Source organism: Enterococcus songbeiensis, assembly GCF_005405265.1.
Taxonomy (GTDB): domain Bacteria; phylum Bacillota; class Bacilli; order Lactobacillales; family Enterococcaceae; genus Enterococcus_C; species Enterococcus_C songbeiensis.
The window spans coordinates 69,073-89,727 of record NZ_BJDS01000001.1; the positions used below are offsets into that span (position 1 = coordinate 69,073).

The following is a 20,655-nucleotide window of genomic DNA, read 5'->3' on the forward strand; positions in this document are numbered from 1 at the left end:
CTATTCCCCCAATATATTACCTACCAAATCAATATATTTTTGAATTTGATATTCTTTTTTGTATTTTTCATTATGCAATTTTGATACATTTTTTTTCATTGCAAGTAATGTTTCCTCATCTTCTTGAATTTTCATAAGAACTCTTATCAACTCTTGGCTAGCATTATTTTCTAGTGCAATACCGGCTTGATATTGTTCGATTTCCAAGATGATATCGGTATCTTTATCCATAATTGCTATGACAGGTTTTTCTGCTTGATAATAGCTATAGGTTTTACTTGGTACTGCTAATCCTGAGATGCTATTTTCTAATGTAACTACAAACAAGTCACTTATATTTAGTGCTTCGGTGAAGTCCTCGCCTTTAAGATAGTCAAAAACATAACAATTAGAAAGTTGATTTTCTTGAACAAATGCTTTTAATTTATCCTTTTTATTTCCGTGACCGGCAAAAAGAAAGGCAATCTTTGACTGTTTGATTTTTTCGTCATTTATAGTTTTCATTAAAGTATCAATATCTTGAGCAGTTCCCATATTTCCAAAATACGAAACAATTAATCGGTATTCAGCTCGAATTTCTCTTAGCTGTTCATTAGTTATCGTATCCGTAGTTTGAAATGATTCTGTGGCCCAATTTGGAATCACCTGAACTTTTTCTGAAGATATTTCTCGATTTTCAACAATATATCGTTTCATATCATGTGATAAACTCACTACTCTAGAAACGTTTTTAAATAATTTTTTGTTAATAAATCTCATTACTTTAGAAATAATTCCACTCTCATTGAGGACACCTGAATTTACTGCAATTTCAGGATACAAATCATAGCTGACGAAAATAATTTTGCAACCAAACAGTTTCTTTGCGATAACAGCAATAATTGGTAATATCGGTGGATTTGAGTAGACAATAAGAATCTTATATTTACGACATTTAAATAAATTAATTCCTATAGCTAGTGTAAACGAAAAATAATTGATTAACCGAGAAAGAAAATTTTTTCTTCCCAATTGAAGATATTTTTTTCGATGAATCGTGATACCTTCCACTGTTTCATTCAAAGGAACAGTTTTTTCTGAATCAGAATATTCTTTTGGATATCCACATAAAACATCCACGCTTATACCGGCTTCAACCAGACCTTTTGCCGTTTGATAGGGCAATAAAGCTGAAGAAACAAATTCTGGATAAAAGAATTGGCACATAAAAAGAACATCACGCTTCATTTTCCGTCTCCATAATACTTTTCTCAAAATTTTTATCCTGATAAGATAATTGAAATTCTTGAATGACACTTTCAGGATAACCTTCCATTTCTTTATCATAAACAAGCGTACCAAAGACTTTGTTGAACACATTGATTTTTTTCGATAAAAGCTGGATTAAACCACTAAACCCAGGAATCATTCTGATTTTTTTATTATTGATCTCAGCAATTTTTTCTACCATATCAGATGTATTTACGTATTCTATATTTTGAGGATGGTATGTCCCTGATAGCTGAGAATCAACCATTAATTTGAGAAATAATGCTAAATTATTGATATAAAGCATACTTCTTTGATTTTTAACTTTTGGGAAGATAGGACTTTTTTTTGCCAGTTTAGCTAAACGTGGATAATTTCCCACTGTATTCGGTCCATAAATCATCGGTGGTCGTAAAATACAAACTTTAAAGCTAGGTGAATCAAGCTCACCGATTAATTTCTCTGCTGCTAGTTTTGATTTTCCATAAGGTGTTTTTGGCTGTGGTATCGTTTCTTTTGATATAACTCCCGTATCTACACCAAAGATTGACATGGAGCTAAAGAAAATAAACTGACTAACCCCTTCGTCTTTTGCTTTTTTCGCTGTTTCAACTGCTAAATCACGATTGACCTGATAATATAATTCTTCATTTTTCTCTTTTACATGCACAATAGCTGCTAGATGGATAATCGAATCATACCCAGAAAAATCCTTTTCTTTCCACGAACCATCCTTTAAATCAATCGTGTCAATCTGATAGTCATCCCCGAATTGTTGCATATAGGTTTTAAAAGAAGTACCAATGTAACTATTAGCGCCAGTAATCAAAATCCGCTTCATTCTTTCTCTCCTTTATCCTTCAACGACCCGGTTCCGCCTTCTACCACACCATCACTTTTAAAGACTGCACCAATTGTGCCAAAGAAACATTTGATATCTAACCCAAAAGACATTTCCTTTGTATAGGTGCCATCTAATTTTGCTTTGATTGGTATTTCCAATTCATCACGTCCACTGATTTGCGCCAATCCAGTTAGTCCCGGACGGATGTCGTTTGCGCCGTAAATGTCTCTTGCTTCAATCAAATCATACTGATTCCATAAGCAAGGACGAGGCCCAATGATTGCCATATCCCCTTTTAGAATGTTCCACAATTGAGGTAATTCATCCAAGCTGGTTTTCCGCAAGAATTTTCCGACTTTTGTAATAAAATAGTCTGGATTTTCCAACAGATGGGTCGGCATTTCTTTAGGAGTATCTACCCGCATCGTCCGGAATTTATAAATATTAAAGTAGCGTTTGTTCTTTCCTACCCGCTTTTGTTTAAAAATGATTGGACCTTTTGAATCTAGCTTGATTGCTAAAAACAAAAGCAGAAAAATTGGCGACAAAACAATGATGCCAATCAATGAAAGCAAGAAATCAATGCCTCGTTTAAGTCCGTTCCTATACACGTTTCCAACTCCTATTTATTCGAAGCATTCGCAAAACGAACGACTTCTTTGGCTAATTCATGATCATCCTTTGGCAGATGATCGACAAAATCCATCACTTTCTGGATGGAATACCCTTTGATATTTCCAACAAAGATTTTTTCATAAACTTCTGCATCGTTGCGTTCTTTGTCTAACAATAATTCTTCATACAATTTTTCTCCGGGACGAATACCGGTTTCGACGATTTCAATTTCATCTTCGGAATAGCCGCTGAGACGGACCATATTTTTGGCAAGATCCAAAATTTTGACCGGTTCGCTCATATCCAATACGAAGATTTCGCCCCCTTTTGCAAGAGCACCAGATTGAATTACCAATCGGCTAGCTTCAGGGATTGTCATAAAGTAACGAGTCATGCGAAAATCTGTCACTGTAATGGGTCCACCTTTGGCGATTTGTTCCCGAAAAACTGGAATTACACTGCCTCGTGAACCTAAGACATTTCCAAAACGGACAGCAGAAAATTTGGTTTTTCCTGTTTCATTTAATCCCGTCACGATCATTTCTGCGATTCGCTTCGTGGAACCCATGACGTTTGGCGGATTATTGGCTTTATCGGTAGAGATCATCACGAAATTTTTGACGTTAGTAGCTTTTGCGGCTTCCGCCACATTTTTCGTACCGTAAACATTATTTTTTACTGCTTCTCTCGGATTATACTCCATCATCGGCACATGTTTATGGGCTGCAGCATGATAGACGATATCTGGCTGATAGTGAGCCATGACTTCGAAAATCTTTTCTCTGTCTTGAACGTCCGCAATGATCGGCACGATTTCGGTTAGCTTGTCGCTATAATTTATTCTCAATTCACGATCAATTAAATAGATGGAGTTTTCTCCATGACCTAGCAATAATAATTGCTTTGGATTAAATTGGATGACTTGACGACAAATTTCAGAACCAATCGAACCACCAGCTCCTGTGACTAAAATCACTTTATCCGTCAACTGATCTTTGATAGAATCAATATCTAAGGCAACTTCCTCTCGTCCTAATAAATCTACGACATCAATGGTTTTTAGACGAGACATACTGATTTTACCAGATGCCATCTCTTCCATAGATGGCATCGCATTTACTTTTACTTTTAAATTTTCAAGAGTATTAAAAATTTCTCGTAGTTTTTTTCGTGACATGGATGGGATGGCGATTGTCACCATATCAATATCATGGGCTTGAATCAAATCCGGTAGATCTTTGATTTTCCCCAGCACTTTGACTCCGCTAAGATACGTTTTTACTTTATTGGGATCATCATCTACAAATCCGATCACATCGATTTCGCCGGCGGTTTTTGAACCTAGCAGACTGTTGTAAAGAATTCGTCCGCCTTCACCTGCACCGATAATTAGTGTTCGTTTAGCTTCAGTACCATCAACCATATGCATATTTCGATGTTCCACAAACAGGCGCCAAACTAATCGACTAGCGATAATCAAAAAAATAGAGACAATATATGCAAAAATTTCAATTCTTCGACTGTATTGATTGCCAAAGAAAAAAAGTATTGCCATGCCAGTAATAAGTTGACAGGTGGCCGCAGCAAAAATCGCCACCATTTCTCGAAGATTTGTGTAGCGATTGATTCGGGTAAATACTTTAAAAATGTAGCCATAAAACCAGTACAACCCAATTGATAAAAGAGTCATTTTTTGAATAAATGCTGATGAAACGGGCAAAAATGGCTGTACGAAATAATAGGTTGCAATGTTGGCAAATGCGATCAGTAAGCTATCTACGACCACTAAAATGATTACTTTTCTTCTCCTTGTTAACTCAAACACCCTAACATCCCCTTAAAACAATCCAAATTTCCTTTTTTTTACTTGTGTATAAGCAGCAAAAGTAATTAGATCACCATTCAATAAATCTTTTGCTACCTGTTGCATTGCCATAACTTTATCCTGTCCAAAGTCTTTGGCAATTTGTTCGTATGCTTCCTTCATATAAAAATTACGTCGATTCACCCCATGAGCATCTGAAGCCACCATTTGAACCAAATTATGCTTCACCATTTCTTTAGCCGTCTTTTGAATCGACTTACCAAAAATCCCTACATAACTAGGAGCGGTCAACTGTGTCAATACTCCCATATCCAAAAACGGCACTAGCCGATTCGGGTCTTCTCGAAATTTAGCGTTTCGCTCTGGGTGAACGATAACCGGTATCTTCCCCAAACCTCGCAGTTCAAAGAGAATTTGTTCTGCGTAAGCAGGAATATCCAACGTTGGAAACTCAATCAGAATATAAGTATCTTCTAAATCAGTAAAGAGGATTTCATCACGTCTTATATCCTCAAGCAAATCACCAGTGATGCGAACTTCTTGTCCTTCTAAAACCGTCAACGGCAATTGACGACGGTCCAATTCTTCTTGCAAACGGAGAACGCAGGGAATGACAGATTGCTTGGGATTGCTGTATTTTCCATTATTATGATGGGGCGTACATAAAATATGTGTGATCCCCTGGCTGATTGCTTTTTCTGCCATGGCAATGCTATCATCCATTGTTTGAGCACCATCATCAATTCCCGGTAAGATATGGCAATGTAAATCAATCATTCCGCCGTCTCCTTTACTTAATTTCCGTAGTAGTAATAGCCTTGATCTTTCATATTTTCTGCACCATTATAGACCACGCCAAGTACCCTTGCTTGGACCATTTCCAGCAAATTCCGTGCTTTTACAAGTGATTCTTTCAATGATACATTTTCCCGCACAACTAAAATCGTACCATCTACTTTTGATGCCATGATTTGGGCATCTGTTACTGTAACGACCGGCGGCATATCAAAAATAAGAATATCATAATGGTTACGTACTTCTGCCAATACCTGATCCATCCGGACAGATCCCAACAATTCAGAAGGATTTGGCGGTTTTGGTCCACTGGTTAACACGCATAGATTGTCAACTGTTGTCGGTTGTGCTGCATCAACAATATTTTGAGTAGTACTTAATACAGTGCTTAATCCAATTTCGTTACTTAATCGGAAGGTTTTATGCACTGTAGCTTTTCGCAAATCAGCATCGATTAACAACACTTTTTGTCCCGCATTAGCAAAAACAACAGCCAGATTAGCAGAAGTGGTTGATTTTCCTTCACCCGGACCAGAGGAAGTTACTACGATGGTTTGGATTTGCTTATCTGTTGAAGAAGCAAATTGAATATTGGTTCGAACTGCCCGATATTGTTCTGAGACGAGTGAAGACTTATCAACTAAAGTAATTAGGCTTACTGCATTACTTTCTTTACCTTTACGTTCATTTTGTTTTTTTGTCATCTTTTTTATCCTCCTATACCCGAGATCGACTGCGACGTGATGTTGACGTATCTTCGTCCTTTTTCTTATTATCTGATAAAACTGAGTTTGTTTGCAGAGTCGTTGCCGAAATTTCCTTTTGGGTCATTTGAGGAACTGTCCCTAGAATAGTGAACCCTAGTGTATCCGTAACGAATTTGTCGTCCTTCACTGTCCGATCCAGTAACTCTAATAAGAAAGCCATCCCCACACCGACCATTAATCCTAATACAATACCAATTGCTAGGTTCAATTTGTTGTTTGGTGAAACTGGAGATAATCTTGCAGTTGCTTTCGAGATAATAGAAATTTTATCAATCGAGGTAGTCATCGTGTCTTTGGCACTTTCTTGAAAGACTTGCGCCGTCGTATTGGCGATATGTTCAGCATCAACTGCTTTCGTACTCGTTGCTTTGATGGAGAACATTTGTGAATTTTGGGACTGAGTAACTTCAATTGCTCCTTTAATTTCCCCCGTAGACAGGTTCAGATCGTATTCTGATTCCAACGTGTCTTTTACTTGACTCATTACCAAATCGCTAACAATTAAATCTTTGTAAGTATTAATCATTTGTAGATTCGTATTGACATCATTGACATTGGTTGTATCATTTTTGGGCAAAGTAACAATCAATTGAGCTTGGGAACTGTATTTAGGTGTAATGACAAAGAAAGTAACTGCCCCGGCAAGCGCCAATCCGGCAAACATACTAATGATAATTGCGGCGATGTGTTTCTTTAAAATTCCAAAAATTTCTTTTAAACTAATTGTCTCTTCCATTTTTTCTCCACTTTCTCTAGTTATTAGTGCCTAATTGCGTTTGCAATTTGGTTTGAACCCGGGTTAATTCGTCTTCACTGACCTGTTGATAAGAGATACCATCTTGCATAAAGCCTTCTCCTTGCATCTGATCTTGCTCAATTGTTCCAAAGGCACTACGGTAATCAAGAGCAATTTTTTTCATGTCATCAAAGCTCATATCCGTTTTTACGTTGTCTTCCATTGCATTAAGTACTTCCTGATACTTGGTCACACCATCAAGTGATAAGATTTTTTTTGCGACTCCTGCCACGATTTGGCGTTGTCTTTCTTGCCGACCATAATCTCCCCTTGGATCTTCCTTCCGCATTCGAGAATAGGAAAGAGCTTGGTCTCCGTCCAGCGTAATTTTTCCATAGTCAAAGGTGTACTCACCTTGCGTGAATTTTTGCTCATTGGCTACTTCAACGCCACCTACCGCATCAACAAGTTCCTTCAACCCTTTCATATTGATTGCTACATAATGATTGACGGGAATGTCCAAATAATTCTCAACGGTATCCATCGACATCCCGGCACCACCAAAGGCATACGCATGGTTGATTTTGTCTTCAGTGCCATGACCGACGATTTTAACATAGGTATCTCGTGCAATGCTGACGATTGTGGTCTTCTCATTCGTTGGATTGACCGCTGCTACCATCATAGTATCGGAACGACCAACTTCTGTACGTCCTAGATCACCGGTATCAATTCCCAATAGCAGAACTGAAAATGGTTCTTTTTGATTCAAATTAGCAGTTTCTGTTTTTCCCCCATCTTGGGTCTGCCGCTCCACCGATTCATAGGTTTTTTGAACCGAATCACTAAGATCAAAATAGACCTTTGCCCCGATGCCGACGATTACCAATGTCAATGCAACGATAACGCCTAAAACACCTAATATGATTTTTTTACCCTTTGACATGCGATTGCTCCAATCTCATCAAAATTTATTAATAATTTTCTCCAGTTGTATCAACGGTTTCTATATTTTCCTCCATTTGTCCATAGTCTATATCACTTTCAGAAGATTCAGCCTCGGAGCTAAGCCCTAGTCCTAATTGGCTATTGATGGTGTCTGCGGATTTTTGATAGTCAGCTTTTAGCTTTTCATTTCGGACTTGCGCAATACTATTCACCAAATTTAGATAACTATCATAAGTGGCAGCCTCTGTAACATTCCCATCTTTCACCATTTTAGCGATTGATTCTCTGATATTCTTGCTGCGTGTGATTTGTGCAGAAGCAAAATCAAGATATTTCGTCACTAATTCATTCCACTGATTACCTTCTACCAATTTTAATTGTTCACGAATCTCACCAACATCAGTATCTTTTAGCGTATCTTTTATAATGACGTCATTTTTTACCGTTTGCCAATTGCTGACTCCTTTCGTAAAGAGCAGATTGACTTCTTCTTGGATATTAAATTTTATGTCAGCATCGTCAAGCTGTGTTTCTAAATTTTCTTTTTGTTCGCCAATTGCTTTTGCCCCTGTAGGCATATCCTTTTCTTCAATACCAAACTCGTCTGCGGAAACTTTTACTGCGTCCAGATTTGCTGCAACTACTGAGACATCCGTATCCTTTAGGCCATTGCGCAAAAAGACTAAGTTTTTGTCGCTGTATAAGGCTTTGATTTCTCCATCAATTTCTGTTAACTTACTGCTTTCTTTTTTCACTGCTGTTTGAGCATATGTGACCATTTGATCATATTGCTTGCCAGCGTTTACTCGGTACCCAAAAAAACAAACCGCTAGCGCACTCGCTCCAACAGCTGCGACCGCAACGGTCTTCAGTAATGGCTTTTTCATCTAACACACTCCTTGTAAATAATTATTTTCACTATTCGTTAAATTTTATTATTTCCTAAATTACTGTGTGCAAAGTCACTAGTTTATATTATAAGCAAGAATGCTGCGAAAAAAAAGTGCTACAAAAGAATTTCCATGTGTTTTAGCAAGCATTTCTGTAAAAACCTGCACTTTCCATAAAAATTTTAATGAAATTGTACGTTTGTAGTCGTTTTCTCCAATTCAAATAGCTTTAATGAGATTTAAATAAGATTTTTCTCATTTTTGTTTTCCCACGAAAAAAGCAGTCCGTGCGAGGCATAGACTGCTTTCCTTAATTTCACTTGATTATCCGCGAATTGTGACCTTCACTTGACGACGTCCCCAGCTTGTACATTGGTCAACGGTCGGAAAATGCACGTCAATAATATTTCCTTTGATGGCACCACCTGTGTCGAGCGCTAAGGCAACTCCGTATCCTTGAACTTCCACAACGGTTCCTAGCGGGATCACACTTGGATCGACTGCGACAGCTTGCGGATTTTTCCGCAAATCTGTTCCGCTGGCAGTAAAATAGCTGGCGCCAGCTTCTGCGTAAGAATAGGCCGTTGATTCCATCATCATAGTCTTACCACCAGTTGTACTTCCGGTATTGTTACTTGAATTATTATTCGATGAACTCTCTTCGGTTTCACTAGTGCTTGTTTCTGAGCTGGCACTGGTTGAGCTGCTGCTTGGTTCACTAGTTGAACTTGCGCTGCTTTCCTTCTGTGCTGTCTTTTCTGCCGCTGCTTTCTCAGCTGCCGCTTTCTCCTGCTCTGCCTTTTCTGCTGCTGCTTTTTCGGCAGCCGCTTTTTCAGCCGCTAAGCGAGACTCTTCTGCTTCTTTGCTGTTGGCGATTTCTTGCAGGATATTTTTATTTTCTGCCAATTGTTCTTGTAAATTTGCGATTTTATCATCTAATTCTTTTGCATCTGCTTCTAAACTGGCCTCATTTTCTTTCAACGTTTCTTGGGTGTTTTCCACCTTGTCTTTTAACGTTTCAAGTTTTTCTTTTTCAGAAGTTAAACTGGTAATCTTCTCTTTTTCCGCATTTTGCAGAACACTCATTGCATAGGCACGGTTAATCAATTCTTGTAGATTGGACGAATCCAATAATGCGGTCCAATCCCGTTCGGCACCCCCGTTGACTTGAATATCCTTCAATCGTTGGGCAGCCGCAGTTTTGCGCTTTTCAATGTTTTGTTCTGTTACCTTGATTTCCCCTTGGGCATCTGTCAATGCTGCTTCGTTTTTAGCGATTTCGGTTTTCGTCGCTTCGACTTCCGCATATTTATCGTTCACATCATTTAACGCCAATTGGACTTCTGCGCTGATTTTATCACTTTGCTGTGTAATCGCGCTTTCTTTTTCATTTAACGAATCAAGAGATTCTGCACTAGCAAATACTGGGACGACAAAATTTGCTACTAATACAGCAGTGAAGACTGTCATTAGTTTCTTTGCTTTCACTGAATCCAACACCTTTCGTTTCTATCCTCAATGCTACTTATTATACAAATTTTGTTGGCGAATATTGTTTCATTTCTTTTACAATTTGTTACATTTTCACCTGAAAGTGGGGAGTATTTCGTGAATTTTTTCAGAAAAACGCAAAAAAGTGGAGAATGAACCTGTTTTCTCCACTTTGTCTTTGTCATTGTTTTGTAATATTGGGTCTATTTTTTTCGAAGATTTTCGACTAATTGACGAATATCTTCCAGACTTTTCACATTTTCGATTTTTAACTGCGAAAAGTTTTTTAAGAGTCTTCGTTGATTAAAATTCAATTTTGGCAAAGCTTCTTTTAATTCAGGATGGTCCTTGAAGTAATTCAGCCATTCAAAACGCTGTTGAACTTCCTGCTTTTGTTGGTCGAAACTTTCTCTCAACTCAGTCTTTCGCTGCTCGACTGCCGCATTCAGTTTCTTCGTAGCCGCTTGGAAGGCAGCAAGGTTCGCCAACGTATAGCCCAGATCAAACATAATGATGGCAATCAAAATCACCGGGAGATAAAAACCAAAATGGGCGGCCAACCAGCTTTCCATTTGCGCAACTTGTGGATGAACAAATTTGACAATCACCACGCACCCGATTCCCCAAAACAGTGAAACCGGCAATGCCACGCGTCCGTTGAGATTCAAAGGAACGTCGCGATAATCCCACCAAGAAGCATGAAACAGTTTTTCCAATCCAAAGCTGGTCACATATTCTAATATCGTCACCAGTACCGTCGCAAAGATATATAATAAGAACAAATTATCATGAAACGGTTGTAAAAAGTATAAAACAGCTAAAATGCCAAACCCGTAGATTGGTGTGATGGGTCCCACCAAAAATCCACGATACACGAACCGTTTTGCTTTGATCGAACAGTAGACGGTTTCCCACAACCAACCAATAAATGAGTAACAAAAAAATAAAAGCACCACACGAATAAATTCTTCCATTGTGCTCTCCTTTCTGAGTTTTCTTCTATTATACCGTATGTGGTTGGACTATTGTAGAATAGAAGCGGAGGAACCTGCTACATCAAAAAAGGACAACCATTCCTCTGTCTTTTTTTTTCGAGAAAAATCCTTTTTTTATTTTCTACATGCTAAAATAAAGATAACTTTTTGAGAAAGTAAAGGTGAAAAAATGCTTCAATTACTTACCTACGCAAAAAATTATCGCAAGCAAATCGTGCTTGGTCCTTTTTTTAAATTCTTAGAGGCCGTCTTTGAATTGATTTTGCCCCTACTGATGGCCCGTTTAGTGGATCATGGGATTCGGGCAAACGATCCACGAACAGTTTGGTTAATGACCGGCTGGATGATTGTGATGTCCCTTGTCGGCTTGATTTGTGCGGTGATTTGTCAATATTATTCTTCGATTGCCTCTCAAGGCTTTGGAACGGAACTGCGAAATCAATTAATGAAGAAAATCAATACTCTTTCCCATGCAGAGCTGAACAAATTCGGCACCGACACGCTGATCACTCGAATGACCAACGATATCAACCAAATGCAATTGGCGTTGGCTATGCTGATTCGTTTAGTCGTTCGAGCACCTTTTCTAAGCGTGGGGGCAGTCATTATGGCCTTCACCATTGATTGGCAAATCGGGTTGATTTTTTTATTGGTCCTGCCTTTATTTTGTCTCGTTTTGTTTTGGATCATTCGCAAAACCGTGCCTTTGTATCAGCAGGTACAAAAAAAATTAGACCGTCTAAACGAATGGATTACCCAAAATCTTAGTGGAATCCGTGTGATTCGCGCCTTTGTTCAAACAAAAAAAGAAACGACTCGTTTCGCAGAAGCCTCCGATGAATTGGCGGACATTTCCGTCAAGGTAACGAATTTGTCCGCTTTGTTGACGCCTGCTACCACCTTGATTATGAACCTTGGCATTTTGCTGGTGTTTTATCTGGGGGGGATCAAAGTCAATCTTGGTCATTTGGCACAAGGAGAAATTTTGGCTCTGGTCAATTATATGAATCAAATGTTGCTGGCGCTGATCGTTGTCTCAAATCTGGTGATTATTTTTACCCGTGCTGCAGCTTCGGCACAACGGATCAATGAAGTTTTGGATGTTGAACCGACAATCAATGCACAAACAGGTACAGTCAGTGAGGAACCGTCCTCTATCATCTTTCAGCACGTTGATTTTCGGTTTGCTCCTACCTTTGGTTTAGCGTTGCAGAATGTTTCCTTCACTGCTCCTGCTGGTTCGGTCGTCGGCATCACCGGACCAACCGGTGGGGGAAAATCTGCTGTCACTCAGTTGATTCCCCGATTTTATGACGTGTCTGCTGGATCAGTAACAGTGGGAGGACTTGATGTTCGCAAGTGGCAGCTTGATGCATTGCGAAAAAAAATCGCTCTCGTTCCTCAAACTGCCGTGCTTTTCACCGGAACGATTCGTGAAAATTTGCAATGGGGGAAAAAAGATGCCACAGACGAGGACTGTTGGGAGGCGCTGAGAATTGCGCAATGCAAAGACTTTGTTGCAGCATTGCCTAATCAGTTAGACACCAAGATTTTCGAAGGCGGAAAAAACTTTTCCGGCGGACAAAAACAACGCTTGACCATCGCCCGTGCCTTGATTGCAAAACCGGAGATTTTGATTTTGGACGACTCCTTGAGTGCTTTGGATTATCAAACAGATCGGAATTTGCGGCAAGCTTTGAAGGAAGAAACTGCCAGCACGCTGTTTATTATTTCCCAACGCATCCGCTCCATTCAATCAGCAGATCAAATTCTCGTTTTTGATCAAGGAACTCTTGCGGCAAAAGGAACCCACCATGAATTACTCAAAGGTTCGCGGGAATACCAAGAAATTGTTGCCTCACAGGAGGAATCAGAAAATGAATAAAACCTTTAATACGGCAGTTTTGCGGCGGTTTCTTCCCTATCTGCTGCGCTATCCCTTGGAGCTGTTCCTTGCTGTACTGCTGGGAATCGTTGCCGGTGGAACCAGTGTTTATATGACTTTTCAAATCGGACAGGCGGTTGATGTCTTGATTGGCAAAAATGCTGTCGATTTTGCGGCGTTTTCCCATATTCTCTTTTTATTCGCCAGTGTGGTGCTTCTTACAGTGGTCAGTCAATGGTTCATTCAACGATTAGGCAACCGAGTGGCGTATCTTTCTGTGACGGAATTGCGAAAAGATGCCTTTGCACAGTTGAACCGATTGCCCCTGCGTTTTTATGACCAAACGCCTCATGGTGATATCATCAGTCGCTTCACCAATGACATGGATGCGATTTCGATTGCGGTGGCTGCGATTTTTAACCAATTATTTTCCGGTTTAACGGTCGTGTTGGTAGCTTTTGTCGTCATGCTGCGGTTGAGTTTTTCCTTAACATTAGTGGTTTTACTAGCCACACCGATTATTTTTCTCGTTAACTTTTGGGTGGCTCGCAGTTCTCAAACGAACTTTGCCAAACAACAGGCAATCGTTGGTGATATTTCGAGTTTTGTTACTGAAATGATCGGCAACCAAAAAATTGTCAAAGCTTTTCAACGAGAAGCAGTCAATCAGACGCAATTTGAAGCAATCAACCAAGAGTTGAATCTTCGTGGACAAAAAGCTCAGTTCTCCTCTTCTTTGACGAATCCTATCTCCCGTTTTGTCGATCACCTTGCCTATTTAGCCGTTGGTTTTGTTGGCGGTTGGCTGCTTTTGGCAGGAGATACCCAAATTACGGTAGGAATTATTTCCAGCTTTACGATTTATGCCAGCCAATTTACCAAGCCTTTTATCGAGATTTCCGGCATCACCACCCAGATTCAAACAGCAATGGCGGGCTTGTCTCGAGCCTTTCAATTAATCGATCAATTGCCGGAGATACCAGATGCTCCCGATGCAGTTTCCTTAGCGAAAATCGAAGGGGCGGTTGCTTTCCAAGAAGTTTCCTTTGCCTATGATCCGCAGACGCCGTTGATTGAGAATTTTACTTTTTCTGCAAATCCCGGCGAAACAGTTGCCATCGTGGGAAAAACCGGGGCTGGAAAATCAACACTGGTCAATCTGCTGATGCGTTTTTATGAGGTAGATAGCGGAAAAATCACGATTGACGGCATCGACATTCGCCAACTCAAACGCAATACCCTCCGCAAAAGTTTTGGTATGGTATTGCAAGATACTTGGTTATTTGATAGTACATTGCGGGAAAATCTGCGCTACGGTAACGAACAAGCTACCGATGAGGAAATTTTTTCTGCCTTGAAGCAAACCTATATGCTGGAATTTGTGGAACGCCTTCCCCACCAGTTGGATACGTTGATTGGAGCATCCGGCATCAAAATTTCTGATGGGCAACGACAATTATTGACGATTGCCCGAACCATGATTAGCAAGCCCTCAATGTTGATTCTTGATGAAGCAACAAGTTCTGTTGATACCTTGACAGAACGTAAAATCCAGCAGGCTTTTCTGGCTATGATGGAAGGACGAACCAGTTTTGTCATCGCTCACCGTTTGGCAACGATCCAAGCCGCAGACCATATTTTAGTGATGGATGCTGGACAAATTGTCGAACAAGGAACTCATGAAACTCTACTTGCACAAAATGGCTACTATGCCCAGTTGTATCACGCTCAATTTGAAGCTTAAAAAGCAAAACGAACATCTGGAGATTGCTCTCACAAGATGTTCGTTTTTTTTATTTGCTGGATTCTGAAAGTAAGCCTAGCGATTCCTTCCACTTCAAAACCCGCATCACAGATTGATCCAATGCACTTTCTGAATAGGTTCCGTCTTTTACAGCTTGGATAATAACCGGAATTTGTTGCGCATATGTGGAAGACATCACCAAATCATTTCCCGCCTGCAATGCTGTCAAACCGGCTTCTTCTTGAGAAATAAAATTCGCCAAGCCCGCCATATCCATGTCATCTGTCATGACGACTCCTTGAAAATGCAATTCCTGCCGCAACAGTTTATGAACCTCTTTTGAAATAGAAGCAGGGTGATCCGGATCGATACTGGCTATAATATTATGAGATACCAGCACGCTGTCCGCTCCGGCTTTGATGCCCGCTTGAAAGGGCAGAAAATCATTTTTTCGCAAGTCTTCTAATGGTCGTTGATCGGTCACGATTTCCACATGGGAATCCCGATTGTCGCCATAGCCAGGGAAATGCTTCATGGTTGAACCGATGCCCGCCGCTTTCATCGCCGTTACAGCCGTTTCCACATAGTGGCTGGTTCCTTCCGCATCCATGCCAATCGTCCGATCATAGATGAATGATTGCGGATCGGTAGAAACATCGGCTACCGGAAACAACCCAGTTTGGATACCGTAATTTTTAAAAATTGCCGCTTTATCCTGAACATCTTGAGTGATGGCATCCCAGCCACCCTGTGCATACAATTCCTGTGGAGAAAGAAAAGGCGAAGCCACTAAATTGCTGTTGCGGCTGATTCGTGTCACAGTGCCACCCTCTTCGTCTGCACCAATCAACAGCGGGATTTCACTTGCTTCTTGATAACTTTGGATTTTTTGCTTCAAACTATCTGCCGTTTCATTTTCGGTATCCCGACCAAACAAAACATAGCCACCTAAATGATAGGATTGAATGTCTTCCACTTGATTGCTTTCCGGCACCCGAACAAAAAACAGTTGCCCAACTTTTTCTTCCAAACTCATGGATTCCAGCAATTTTTCTGTTCGAATTTTTTCGGGTTCTGTGGTTGATATTGCAGTAGTTGTAGCTTCCGATACTTTTGTGGAGGATGCTTCTTCTTGTTCTTTGTTTTCTTGGCTAAAAGACTGGAACAAGAAAAAACCAGCCACCAATAATAAAATGATGATGCCTCCGAAAATAACAATTTTTTTCATGGATTCCTCCTACGATTATGCTCTGTTATTACCCTTTTATTATGCCATAGGTCGAAAAATAATGTGACACGAAAGCTTGGAAAGTCCTCTGTTCCCATTTCTAATGAAATTAACGTATGGTAAACGATTCTTGGAGAAAATTTATGGCGGCTAGCAACTCCATTTGAAGGATGTGGTGCCTATGAGCAATTTCACTTGTGATTCAAAGTCTAAAGAAAGGTGCTGCCTGATTTTGTTCTCTCTGGATAAAACCATTGCTATTATTGGAGTAGTCGCGGGTATTGTGACCGCAACGGCGAAAGCCAGTGACGCCATTTTAGATTAGTTGAAATTCAAAAAAGAGTAAAAAAATAAATCGCTCTAACTTTTGACAAGTCTTGCCCTTACTATCGTGGAGAAATACCGAATAGCGATTTTTCATTGCTAACTAAATTTAATTTTCATTGGCACTCACTTCTTTAATGATTTGAACAAGGATGGCTGGTTTCTTGTCCAATAATTGAATGAGTCGGTTTGCGCTTCCGCTCGGCTTCGCTCCATCTACCTCCCATCGTTCTACTGTTCTAGGCGAAACATCTAAAATATCTGCAAAAACAGCTCGTGAAAGATTCAATTTTTTTCGTACAGCTTTAATCTCAGCTCCATTAAAGTTTGGTGCTTTTGTCACATCATAGGTTCTTACTTCAATATTGGTCCTATCACCATTTGCAAAAGCAGTAAATTCTTCAATAGATTTCTTCAATGTCTCACTCATTTTCTCATTCCCTTTTCTGATTATATTTTAGTCGGTGTATTAATTTTTTTATTTCTTTTTTCTCAGAATCACTCAAATTCTCCTGTTTAGATTTACTGAAAACATCTAAAAAGAAATACTGATTTTCTACGAGAATTAGATAAATAATCCTTGCAGAGCCACTCTTTCCATGAGGAACTTTTTCAGGAGAAAAACGCCATTTAATTGCTCCGCCGGTTCCTTGAATGAGGTCACCCAGAAAACTTTTACCAACGTGGTTTTCACGTTCAGTAAAAAAATTTTGTAGTAATTTCTCCATATACTCCTGATCTACCTCTGTCAAACCAAGTTTTTTCCATTCTTTCATAAATGCATTTGAGTAGTGAAAAATTATTTGTTCTCCCATTTTTTCTCCCAACCATACGCATCTTGCGTATATTATTTTATATATAAAATTAGTACTTGTCTAGTATTCTCGCTTTATTGCTTTACTCAAAAGCAGTTTTCACATTTCTCTACAAATAATTACGAACAATGGAGTGATTTTTTTATTTTTATTTGAAAATTGCTAACATCTTAACTCGATTAAAAGCAAAAAAAATAGACCGTAGCAACTTCGCAGTTGACGCTCTATTCGTGTCAAAATAAAACAACCCATTTTCTATTTTGCTGGAAAAAAGCAATTTGCATTCAGCAGATAGTGAATATAATCAGCCGTCATGCCTCGCCGAAGTTCCACTACTTGATGCCCCTTTTTTCTATTTCCTTCTTCAATCATTTTTTCGATATCTTCACTTTTTTGTTCCGCAGATAGCCCGTACTCTTTAATAATATCGGTCAATTTTCGTGCAGCGCCTACTTTTTGAACAATGACTTTCAACTGCACCTGTCTTGGCTCATTAGAAATATACAGCCACGCCGAATCTCTTAAAAAAATGACATCGGCAATTCGCTTGATTGTCTGACTTAATTCCGGTTTTGCATGGTCCTTATACGGAAAATGAATGACATAATTTCTCTTTTCCAATCTCATTGCCACACCAACTCCTCCTTTTTTTATTTTTCCTTCCTCAACTGATACCTGTCTTGTTCCCATTTTAGAATGTATTTGCCTTTTTTTAATTTCATATAAAATCGACTTGCTTTGACTTTCTTCACACGTATTTTCAGGTCGATGCCCTTACTTTGTAGGCGATATTTTCCACCCGTTAAATCAGGAAAGACAACCAACCCATTCTCGTCAGAAATCATTTCAATCGATACTTTTTTCCGAAAGACCGGACGTTTGCCGTTTTTTGTTTTCAAGGAGAAAACAATGCCTGAGAGCAGTTGATCTTCTTCATCAAATATATAAAAAGAAACTGGATATCTGCGTTTTCCGATTGCCAATAAGCGGAGATAATGAGCAATCAAGCCTATCAAAGCTAGTAATGCTGCAAAACTTCCTACCAGCCACAAAATAAATTTCAATTTTTTCCATTTATCGATAGCTTTGATACTCTTTGCCGCTTCATTTTCGCTATATGGAATGCGGTGACCTGTTACCAACAAGCGATGGGTATTGACCATATAGGGCGTACAGGTCAGCAGTGTGACCAAATCTCGTCCCTCTTGGATCTGTAGCGGTTCGATTTCAGTTGGTAAAATCACTTGTATTTTTTCAATTTCATAAGCCAAGGTCTGGTCGTTGATCTCGATGAAAAATTGATCCTTCACCTTTAATTCTGGCAAATCAGTAAATAATTTAGCTTCTGGCAAACCTCGATGACCTGACAGAACAGCGTGGGTACTTTTGCCGCCAGTAGGATAAGAGCTGCCTTCTAAAAGCGAGGTTCCTTTTTGTAAGAATACATCTGTTGTTTGATCAAAAATGGGCAGACTAACATTGATTTTGGGAATATCTATCACCCCAAGCATATGCTCCATGTAAAAAGAATTGCTAGGGAGATCCTTCAAGGCCTCCGCATCCACAGCATTATTAAAAGCAGTCAATCCGGGAAGCGCGTGTTTTTCTGCAATTTTTTTATTTTCTGCCTCCATTTCTTTCTGACGTTCGTTTACTTCTGCGGTATTTTTTTCATTGGCTTTTTTTTGATAGTGGGTAATCAATTGTTGTGCAAGGTAGTCATTTAGTGAATCCTCCACAAAAGGGTACGCAAAAATCCCAATTCCTCCGACTAAAATGAGAACCATAACAACATCGAGTATTCTAAATCTACGCTTTTTCATGGAAACCACCTATTTTTCTACTATGTATAAAGCCGGGATAAGAATTTATCCCGGCTTTACGAGAGATGAATACGATTTTCTACATCCATTTCATTGGGCGAATCAGTTTTTGATTACGCTTCTGTTTCTTGACGACGTTTATTAAAGTAGATGACTGCCCCGCCAACAAGGACGATACCAGCTACGACAAAGGCAATGATTCCCATACCACCAGTTGAAGGAAGGATTCCTTTTGGTTGGTTCGCGATTTCGGGTATAACTTTTACTTGCTCTTCATCAGGAACAGGAGTAATCGTAAAATTTGTAAAAGCAGCTTCTCCACTTGGTAATACATACCCATCTGGAGCTTTGATCTCTTGTAAAAAGTAAGACCCTACCTTCAAAGATTTAACAGCAATATTACCTTTTTCATCGGAGGTTACTACATAATCAGACCAATTTTTTTGTTCTTCTTCATTTAAATTGCTTACTTCATCAGACCAAGCGTATGGATATTCACCTTCTAAAAGACTAGTTTCTGATTTTTTCATCAAATGAACTTTGTCTGTCGACGCTTTATCTTTGATAACTAGAAAATCTGCTCCAGGCAATTTTTTACCCGTATTATTTACATCAACTTTAGTAAAGTTAGCAGTATCATTTTTAAGCATATTTTCAACGATGATCGTATCTTTTTCTAAATAATTTGTGCTAATCGTAAACCCAACAGGAAAACCTAAATCAACATTATCTATCGCATGATAAATTCCATTTTTTTCAGATAATTTGCCATCAACAATTGTAAACGGTGTTTTTGCATCCTCACCACTAGGAGTAACAAATCCAGTTGAAGCTGCAATTTCAATAAGGTTATAGGAACCATCTGGTAATCCAGAAACCGTAATTTGTCCCTGATTGTCTGTTGTTAAAGTTCCTTTCTCACCCGCAGTATCACCAAAATCTGCAATATCATTTGTAGCAGTGCCCGTATAGTACTTTGTACCATCTGAGGTAGCTATTTGAAATTGTGCGTCGGGTACTCCTGCCCCTTCAGCAAAAGTAGCAACTTTTTTAATTTTAATAGATGAGTTTTCCATCACATTTTTAGGATAAAGATTAATTTCCGTTAATGGTTCATTTGGTGTGTCAGAATTAGGATTATAAAATGGCATAGCTACCATAATGTTTTCGGCACCAGCTTTCATACTTTCAGGTGTCGTTGTTTCAACGAATAAATAAATAGCATAACGTCCATCTGTCGTTTTAGTTGGTAGCCCGTCAAATGTGGCCAATCCAGCATCATTTGTTATTTCTTCTTTATCAAATCCATTTACCAATGCTGCATTTGTCGGTTTTGTTAAAGTATACTCAGCCATGATATCCTCGGGTGTCGTTGTTTTTACTTTGTCATAGTAATCCACTGAAACATCATAGACTGTAAACCCAGCTCCTGCCAATGGCTGACTACCGGGGAATTTGGATAAATCTAATTGACTACCGTCATTCACAACTTTTTTTTCATCTGTTACTTCTGTCATAAATTTTAGTTTATGCAGGTTAACAGTAACTGTATCTGGGTCTCCTTCTACTGTTGCCGCCGATGCATTCATTCCGCCTAACCCTAGAGCAAATGGCAACAACATTACAAGCGTACCCAATAATGCCCAAATTTTTGTCTTAAGATTTTTCATTTTATTTTCCTC

General features: G+C 39.2%; 19 protein-coding genes. 2 read left to right on the forward strand and 17 right to left on the reverse strand.

All coding sequences use genetic code 11. From position 1 onward, the window contains the following. The 11 genes from FFM66_RS00380 to FFM66_RS00430 all read right to left on the reverse strand — a co-directional run bounded on the left by FFM66_RS00380 (position 1) and on the right by FFM66_RS00430 (position 11,133). Positions 1-1,227: a glycosyltransferase family 4 protein gene (locus FFM66_RS00380; protein ID WP_137604686.1), complete on the reverse strand. Its 1,227-nt coding sequence runs from the start codon at positions 1,225-1,227 to the stop codon at positions 1-3. After that, positions 1,217-2,089 (reverse strand): NAD-dependent epimerase/dehydratase family protein, encoded by an 873-nt coding sequence (locus FFM66_RS00385; RefSeq protein WP_137604687.1) that lies wholly within the window; start codon positions 2,087-2,089, stop codon positions 1,217-1,219. The genes FFM66_RS00380 and FFM66_RS00385 overlap by 11 nt, the downstream gene beginning before the upstream one ends. Then, positions 2,086-2,703: a sugar transferase gene (locus tag FFM66_RS00390; protein ID WP_137604688.1), complete on the reverse strand. Its 618-nt coding sequence runs from the start codon at positions 2,701-2,703 to the stop codon at positions 2,086-2,088. The genes FFM66_RS00385 and FFM66_RS00390 overlap by 4 nt, the downstream gene beginning before the upstream one ends. An 11-nt stretch (positions 2,704-2,714) precedes the next feature. Continuing rightward, positions 2,715-4,532: a polysaccharide biosynthesis protein gene (locus tag FFM66_RS00395; RefSeq protein ID WP_137604689.1), complete on the reverse strand. Its 1,818-nt coding sequence runs from the start codon at positions 4,530-4,532 to the stop codon at positions 2,715-2,717. 12 nt (positions 4,533-4,544) lie between these two features. After that, a complete protein-coding gene (locus FFM66_RS00400) occupies positions 4,545-5,309 on the reverse strand; it encodes a tyrosine-protein phosphatase (RefSeq protein WP_137604690.1) in 765 nt (254 codons plus the stop codon). 17 nt (positions 5,310-5,326) lie between these two features. Continuing rightward, complete coding sequence (locus FFM66_RS00405; protein ID WP_137604691.1) at positions 5,327-6,031, reverse strand: CpsD/CapB family tyrosine-protein kinase; 705 nt, start codon at positions 6,029-6,031, stop codon at positions 5,327-5,329. A 13-nt stretch (positions 6,032-6,044) separates the two neighbouring features. Then, entirely contained in the window at positions 6,045-6,830 is a 786-nt protein-coding gene (locus tag FFM66_RS00410) for a YveK family protein (RefSeq protein WP_137604692.1), read from the reverse strand. Between the two features lie 16 nt (positions 6,831-6,846). Then, positions 6,847-7,776, reverse strand: coding sequence for an LCP family glycopolymer transferase (locus FFM66_RS00415; RefSeq protein WP_137604693.1), 930 nt, complete (start codon positions 7,774-7,776; stop codon positions 6,847-6,849). A 28-nt stretch (positions 7,777-7,804) separates the two neighbouring features. Then, the gene (locus tag FFM66_RS00420; RefSeq protein ID WP_137604694.1) at positions 7,805-8,665 is read right to left on the reverse strand and encodes a hypothetical protein; all 861 of its coding nucleotides are present in this window, start codon (positions 8,663-8,665) and stop codon (positions 7,805-7,807) included. A gap of 327 nt (positions 8,666-8,992) precedes the next feature. Continuing rightward, a complete protein-coding gene (locus FFM66_RS00425) occupies positions 8,993-10,156 on the reverse strand; it encodes a 3D domain-containing protein (protein ID WP_137604695.1) in 1,164 nt (387 codons plus the stop codon). 206 nt (positions 10,157-10,362) lie between these two features. Then, the gene (locus tag FFM66_RS00430; RefSeq protein WP_137604696.1) at positions 10,363-11,133 is read right to left on the reverse strand and encodes a putative ABC transporter permease; all 771 of its coding nucleotides are present in this window, start codon (positions 11,131-11,133) and stop codon (positions 10,363-10,365) included. A 190-nt stretch (positions 11,134-11,323) separates the two neighbouring features. On the opposite strand from FFM66_RS00430, the gene FFM66_RS00435 reads away from it, so the two are divergent. Beyond that, on the forward strand, positions 11,324-13,039 hold the full coding sequence (locus FFM66_RS00435) for an ABC transporter ATP-binding protein (protein ID WP_137604697.1): 1,716 nt from the start codon (positions 11,324-11,326) through the stop codon (positions 13,037-13,039). Further along, positions 13,032-14,783, forward strand: a complete 1,752-nt coding sequence (locus tag FFM66_RS00440; protein WP_137604698.1) for an ABC transporter ATP-binding protein — start codon at positions 13,032-13,034, stop codon at positions 14,781-14,783. The genes FFM66_RS00435 and FFM66_RS00440 overlap by 8 nt, the downstream gene beginning before the upstream one ends. 49 nt (positions 14,784-14,832) lie before the next feature. Here FFM66_RS00440 and FFM66_RS00445 read toward each other — a convergent pair whose 3' ends face one another. The 6 genes from FFM66_RS00445 to FFM66_RS00470 all read right to left on the reverse strand — a co-directional run bounded on the left by FFM66_RS00445 (position 14,833) and on the right by FFM66_RS00470 (position 20,643). Then, on the reverse strand, positions 14,833-16,011 hold the full coding sequence (locus tag FFM66_RS00445) for a glycoside hydrolase family 3 protein (RefSeq protein ID WP_137604699.1): 1,179 nt from the start codon (positions 16,009-16,011) through the stop codon (positions 14,833-14,835). 433 nt (positions 16,012-16,444) lie between these two features. Next, complete coding sequence (locus FFM66_RS00450) at positions 16,445-16,765, reverse strand: helix-turn-helix domain-containing protein (RefSeq protein ID WP_048604272.1); 321 nt, start codon at positions 16,763-16,765, stop codon at positions 16,445-16,447. 4 nt (positions 16,766-16,769) lie between these two features. Then, the gene (locus FFM66_RS00455) at positions 16,770-17,150 is read right to left on the reverse strand and encodes a type II toxin-antitoxin system RelE/ParE family toxin (protein WP_048604273.1); all 381 of its coding nucleotides are present in this window, start codon (positions 17,148-17,150) and stop codon (positions 16,770-16,772) included. Between the two features lie 255 nt (positions 17,151-17,405). Then, a complete protein-coding gene (locus FFM66_RS00460; RefSeq protein WP_137604700.1) occupies positions 17,406-17,783 on the reverse strand; it encodes a hypothetical protein in 378 nt (125 codons plus the stop codon). 17 nt (positions 17,784-17,800) lie between these two features. Then, the gene (locus tag FFM66_RS00465; protein ID WP_137604701.1) at positions 17,801-18,973 is read right to left on the reverse strand and encodes a class C sortase; all 1,173 of its coding nucleotides are present in this window, start codon (positions 18,971-18,973) and stop codon (positions 17,801-17,803) included. A gap of 113 nt (positions 18,974-19,086) precedes the next feature. Next, positions 19,087-20,643: a pilin N-terminal domain-containing protein gene (locus FFM66_RS00470; protein ID WP_137604702.1), complete on the reverse strand. Its 1,557-nt coding sequence runs from the start codon at positions 20,641-20,643 to the stop codon at positions 19,087-19,089. Positions 20,644-20,655: the final 12 nt, after the last annotated feature.

What these genes read in the sequence shown, in the direction of transcription:
- FFM66_RS00380 (WP_137604686.1), bottom strand. Translation starts at nt 1,227, where the DNA reads ATGAAGCGTGATGTTCTTTTTATGTGCCAATTCTTTTATCCAGAATTT.
- FFM66_RS00385 (WP_137604687.1), bottom strand. Translation starts at nt 2,089, where the DNA reads ATGAAGCGGATTTTGATTACTGGCGCTAATAGTTACATTGGTACTTCT.
- FFM66_RS00400 (WP_137604690.1), bottom strand. Translation starts at nt 5,309, where the DNA reads ATGATTGATTTACATTGCCATATCTTACCGGGAATTGATGATGGTGCT.
- FFM66_RS00405 (WP_137604691.1), bottom strand. Translation starts at nt 6,031, where the DNA reads ATGACAAAAAAACAAAATGAACGTAAAGGTAAAGAAAGTAATGCAGTA.
- FFM66_RS00410 (WP_137604692.1), bottom strand. Translation starts at nt 6,830, where the DNA reads ATGGAAGAGACAATTAGTTTAAAAGAAATTTTTGGAATTTTAAAGAAA.
- FFM66_RS00415 (WP_137604693.1), bottom strand. Translation starts at nt 7,776, where the DNA reads ATGTCAAAGGGTAAAAAAATCATATTAGGTGTTTTAGGCGTTATCGTT.
- FFM66_RS00420 (WP_137604694.1), bottom strand. Translation starts at nt 8,665, where the DNA reads ATGAAAAAGCCATTACTGAAGACCGTTGCGGTCGCAGCTGTTGGAGCG.
- FFM66_RS00430 (WP_137604696.1), bottom strand. Translation starts at nt 11,133, where the DNA reads ATGGAAGAATTTATTCGTGTGGTGCTTTTATTTTTTTGTTACTCATTT.
- FFM66_RS00435 (WP_137604697.1), top strand. Translation starts at nt 11,324, where the DNA reads ATGCTTCAATTACTTACCTACGCAAAAAATTATCGCAAGCAAATCGTG.
- FFM66_RS00440 (WP_137604698.1), top strand. Translation starts at nt 13,032, where the DNA reads ATGAATAAAACCTTTAATACGGCAGTTTTGCGGCGGTTTCTTCCCTAT.
- FFM66_RS00445 (WP_137604699.1), bottom strand. Translation starts at nt 16,011, where the DNA reads ATGAAAAAAATTGTTATTTTCGGAGGCATCATCATTTTATTATTGGTG.
- FFM66_RS00450 (WP_048604272.1), bottom strand. Translation starts at nt 16,765, where the DNA reads ATGAGTGAGACATTGAAGAAATCTATTGAAGAATTTACTGCTTTTGCA.
- FFM66_RS00455 (WP_048604273.1), bottom strand. Translation starts at nt 17,150, where the DNA reads ATGGGAGAACAAATAATTTTTCACTACTCAAATGCATTTATGAAAGAA.
- FFM66_RS00465 (WP_137604701.1), bottom strand. Translation starts at nt 18,973, where the DNA reads ATGAAAAAGCGTAGATTTAGAATACTCGATGTTGTTATGGTTCTCATT.
- FFM66_RS00470 (WP_137604702.1), bottom strand. Translation starts at nt 20,643, where the DNA reads ATGAAAAATCTTAAGACAAAAATTTGGGCATTATTGGGTACGCTTGTA.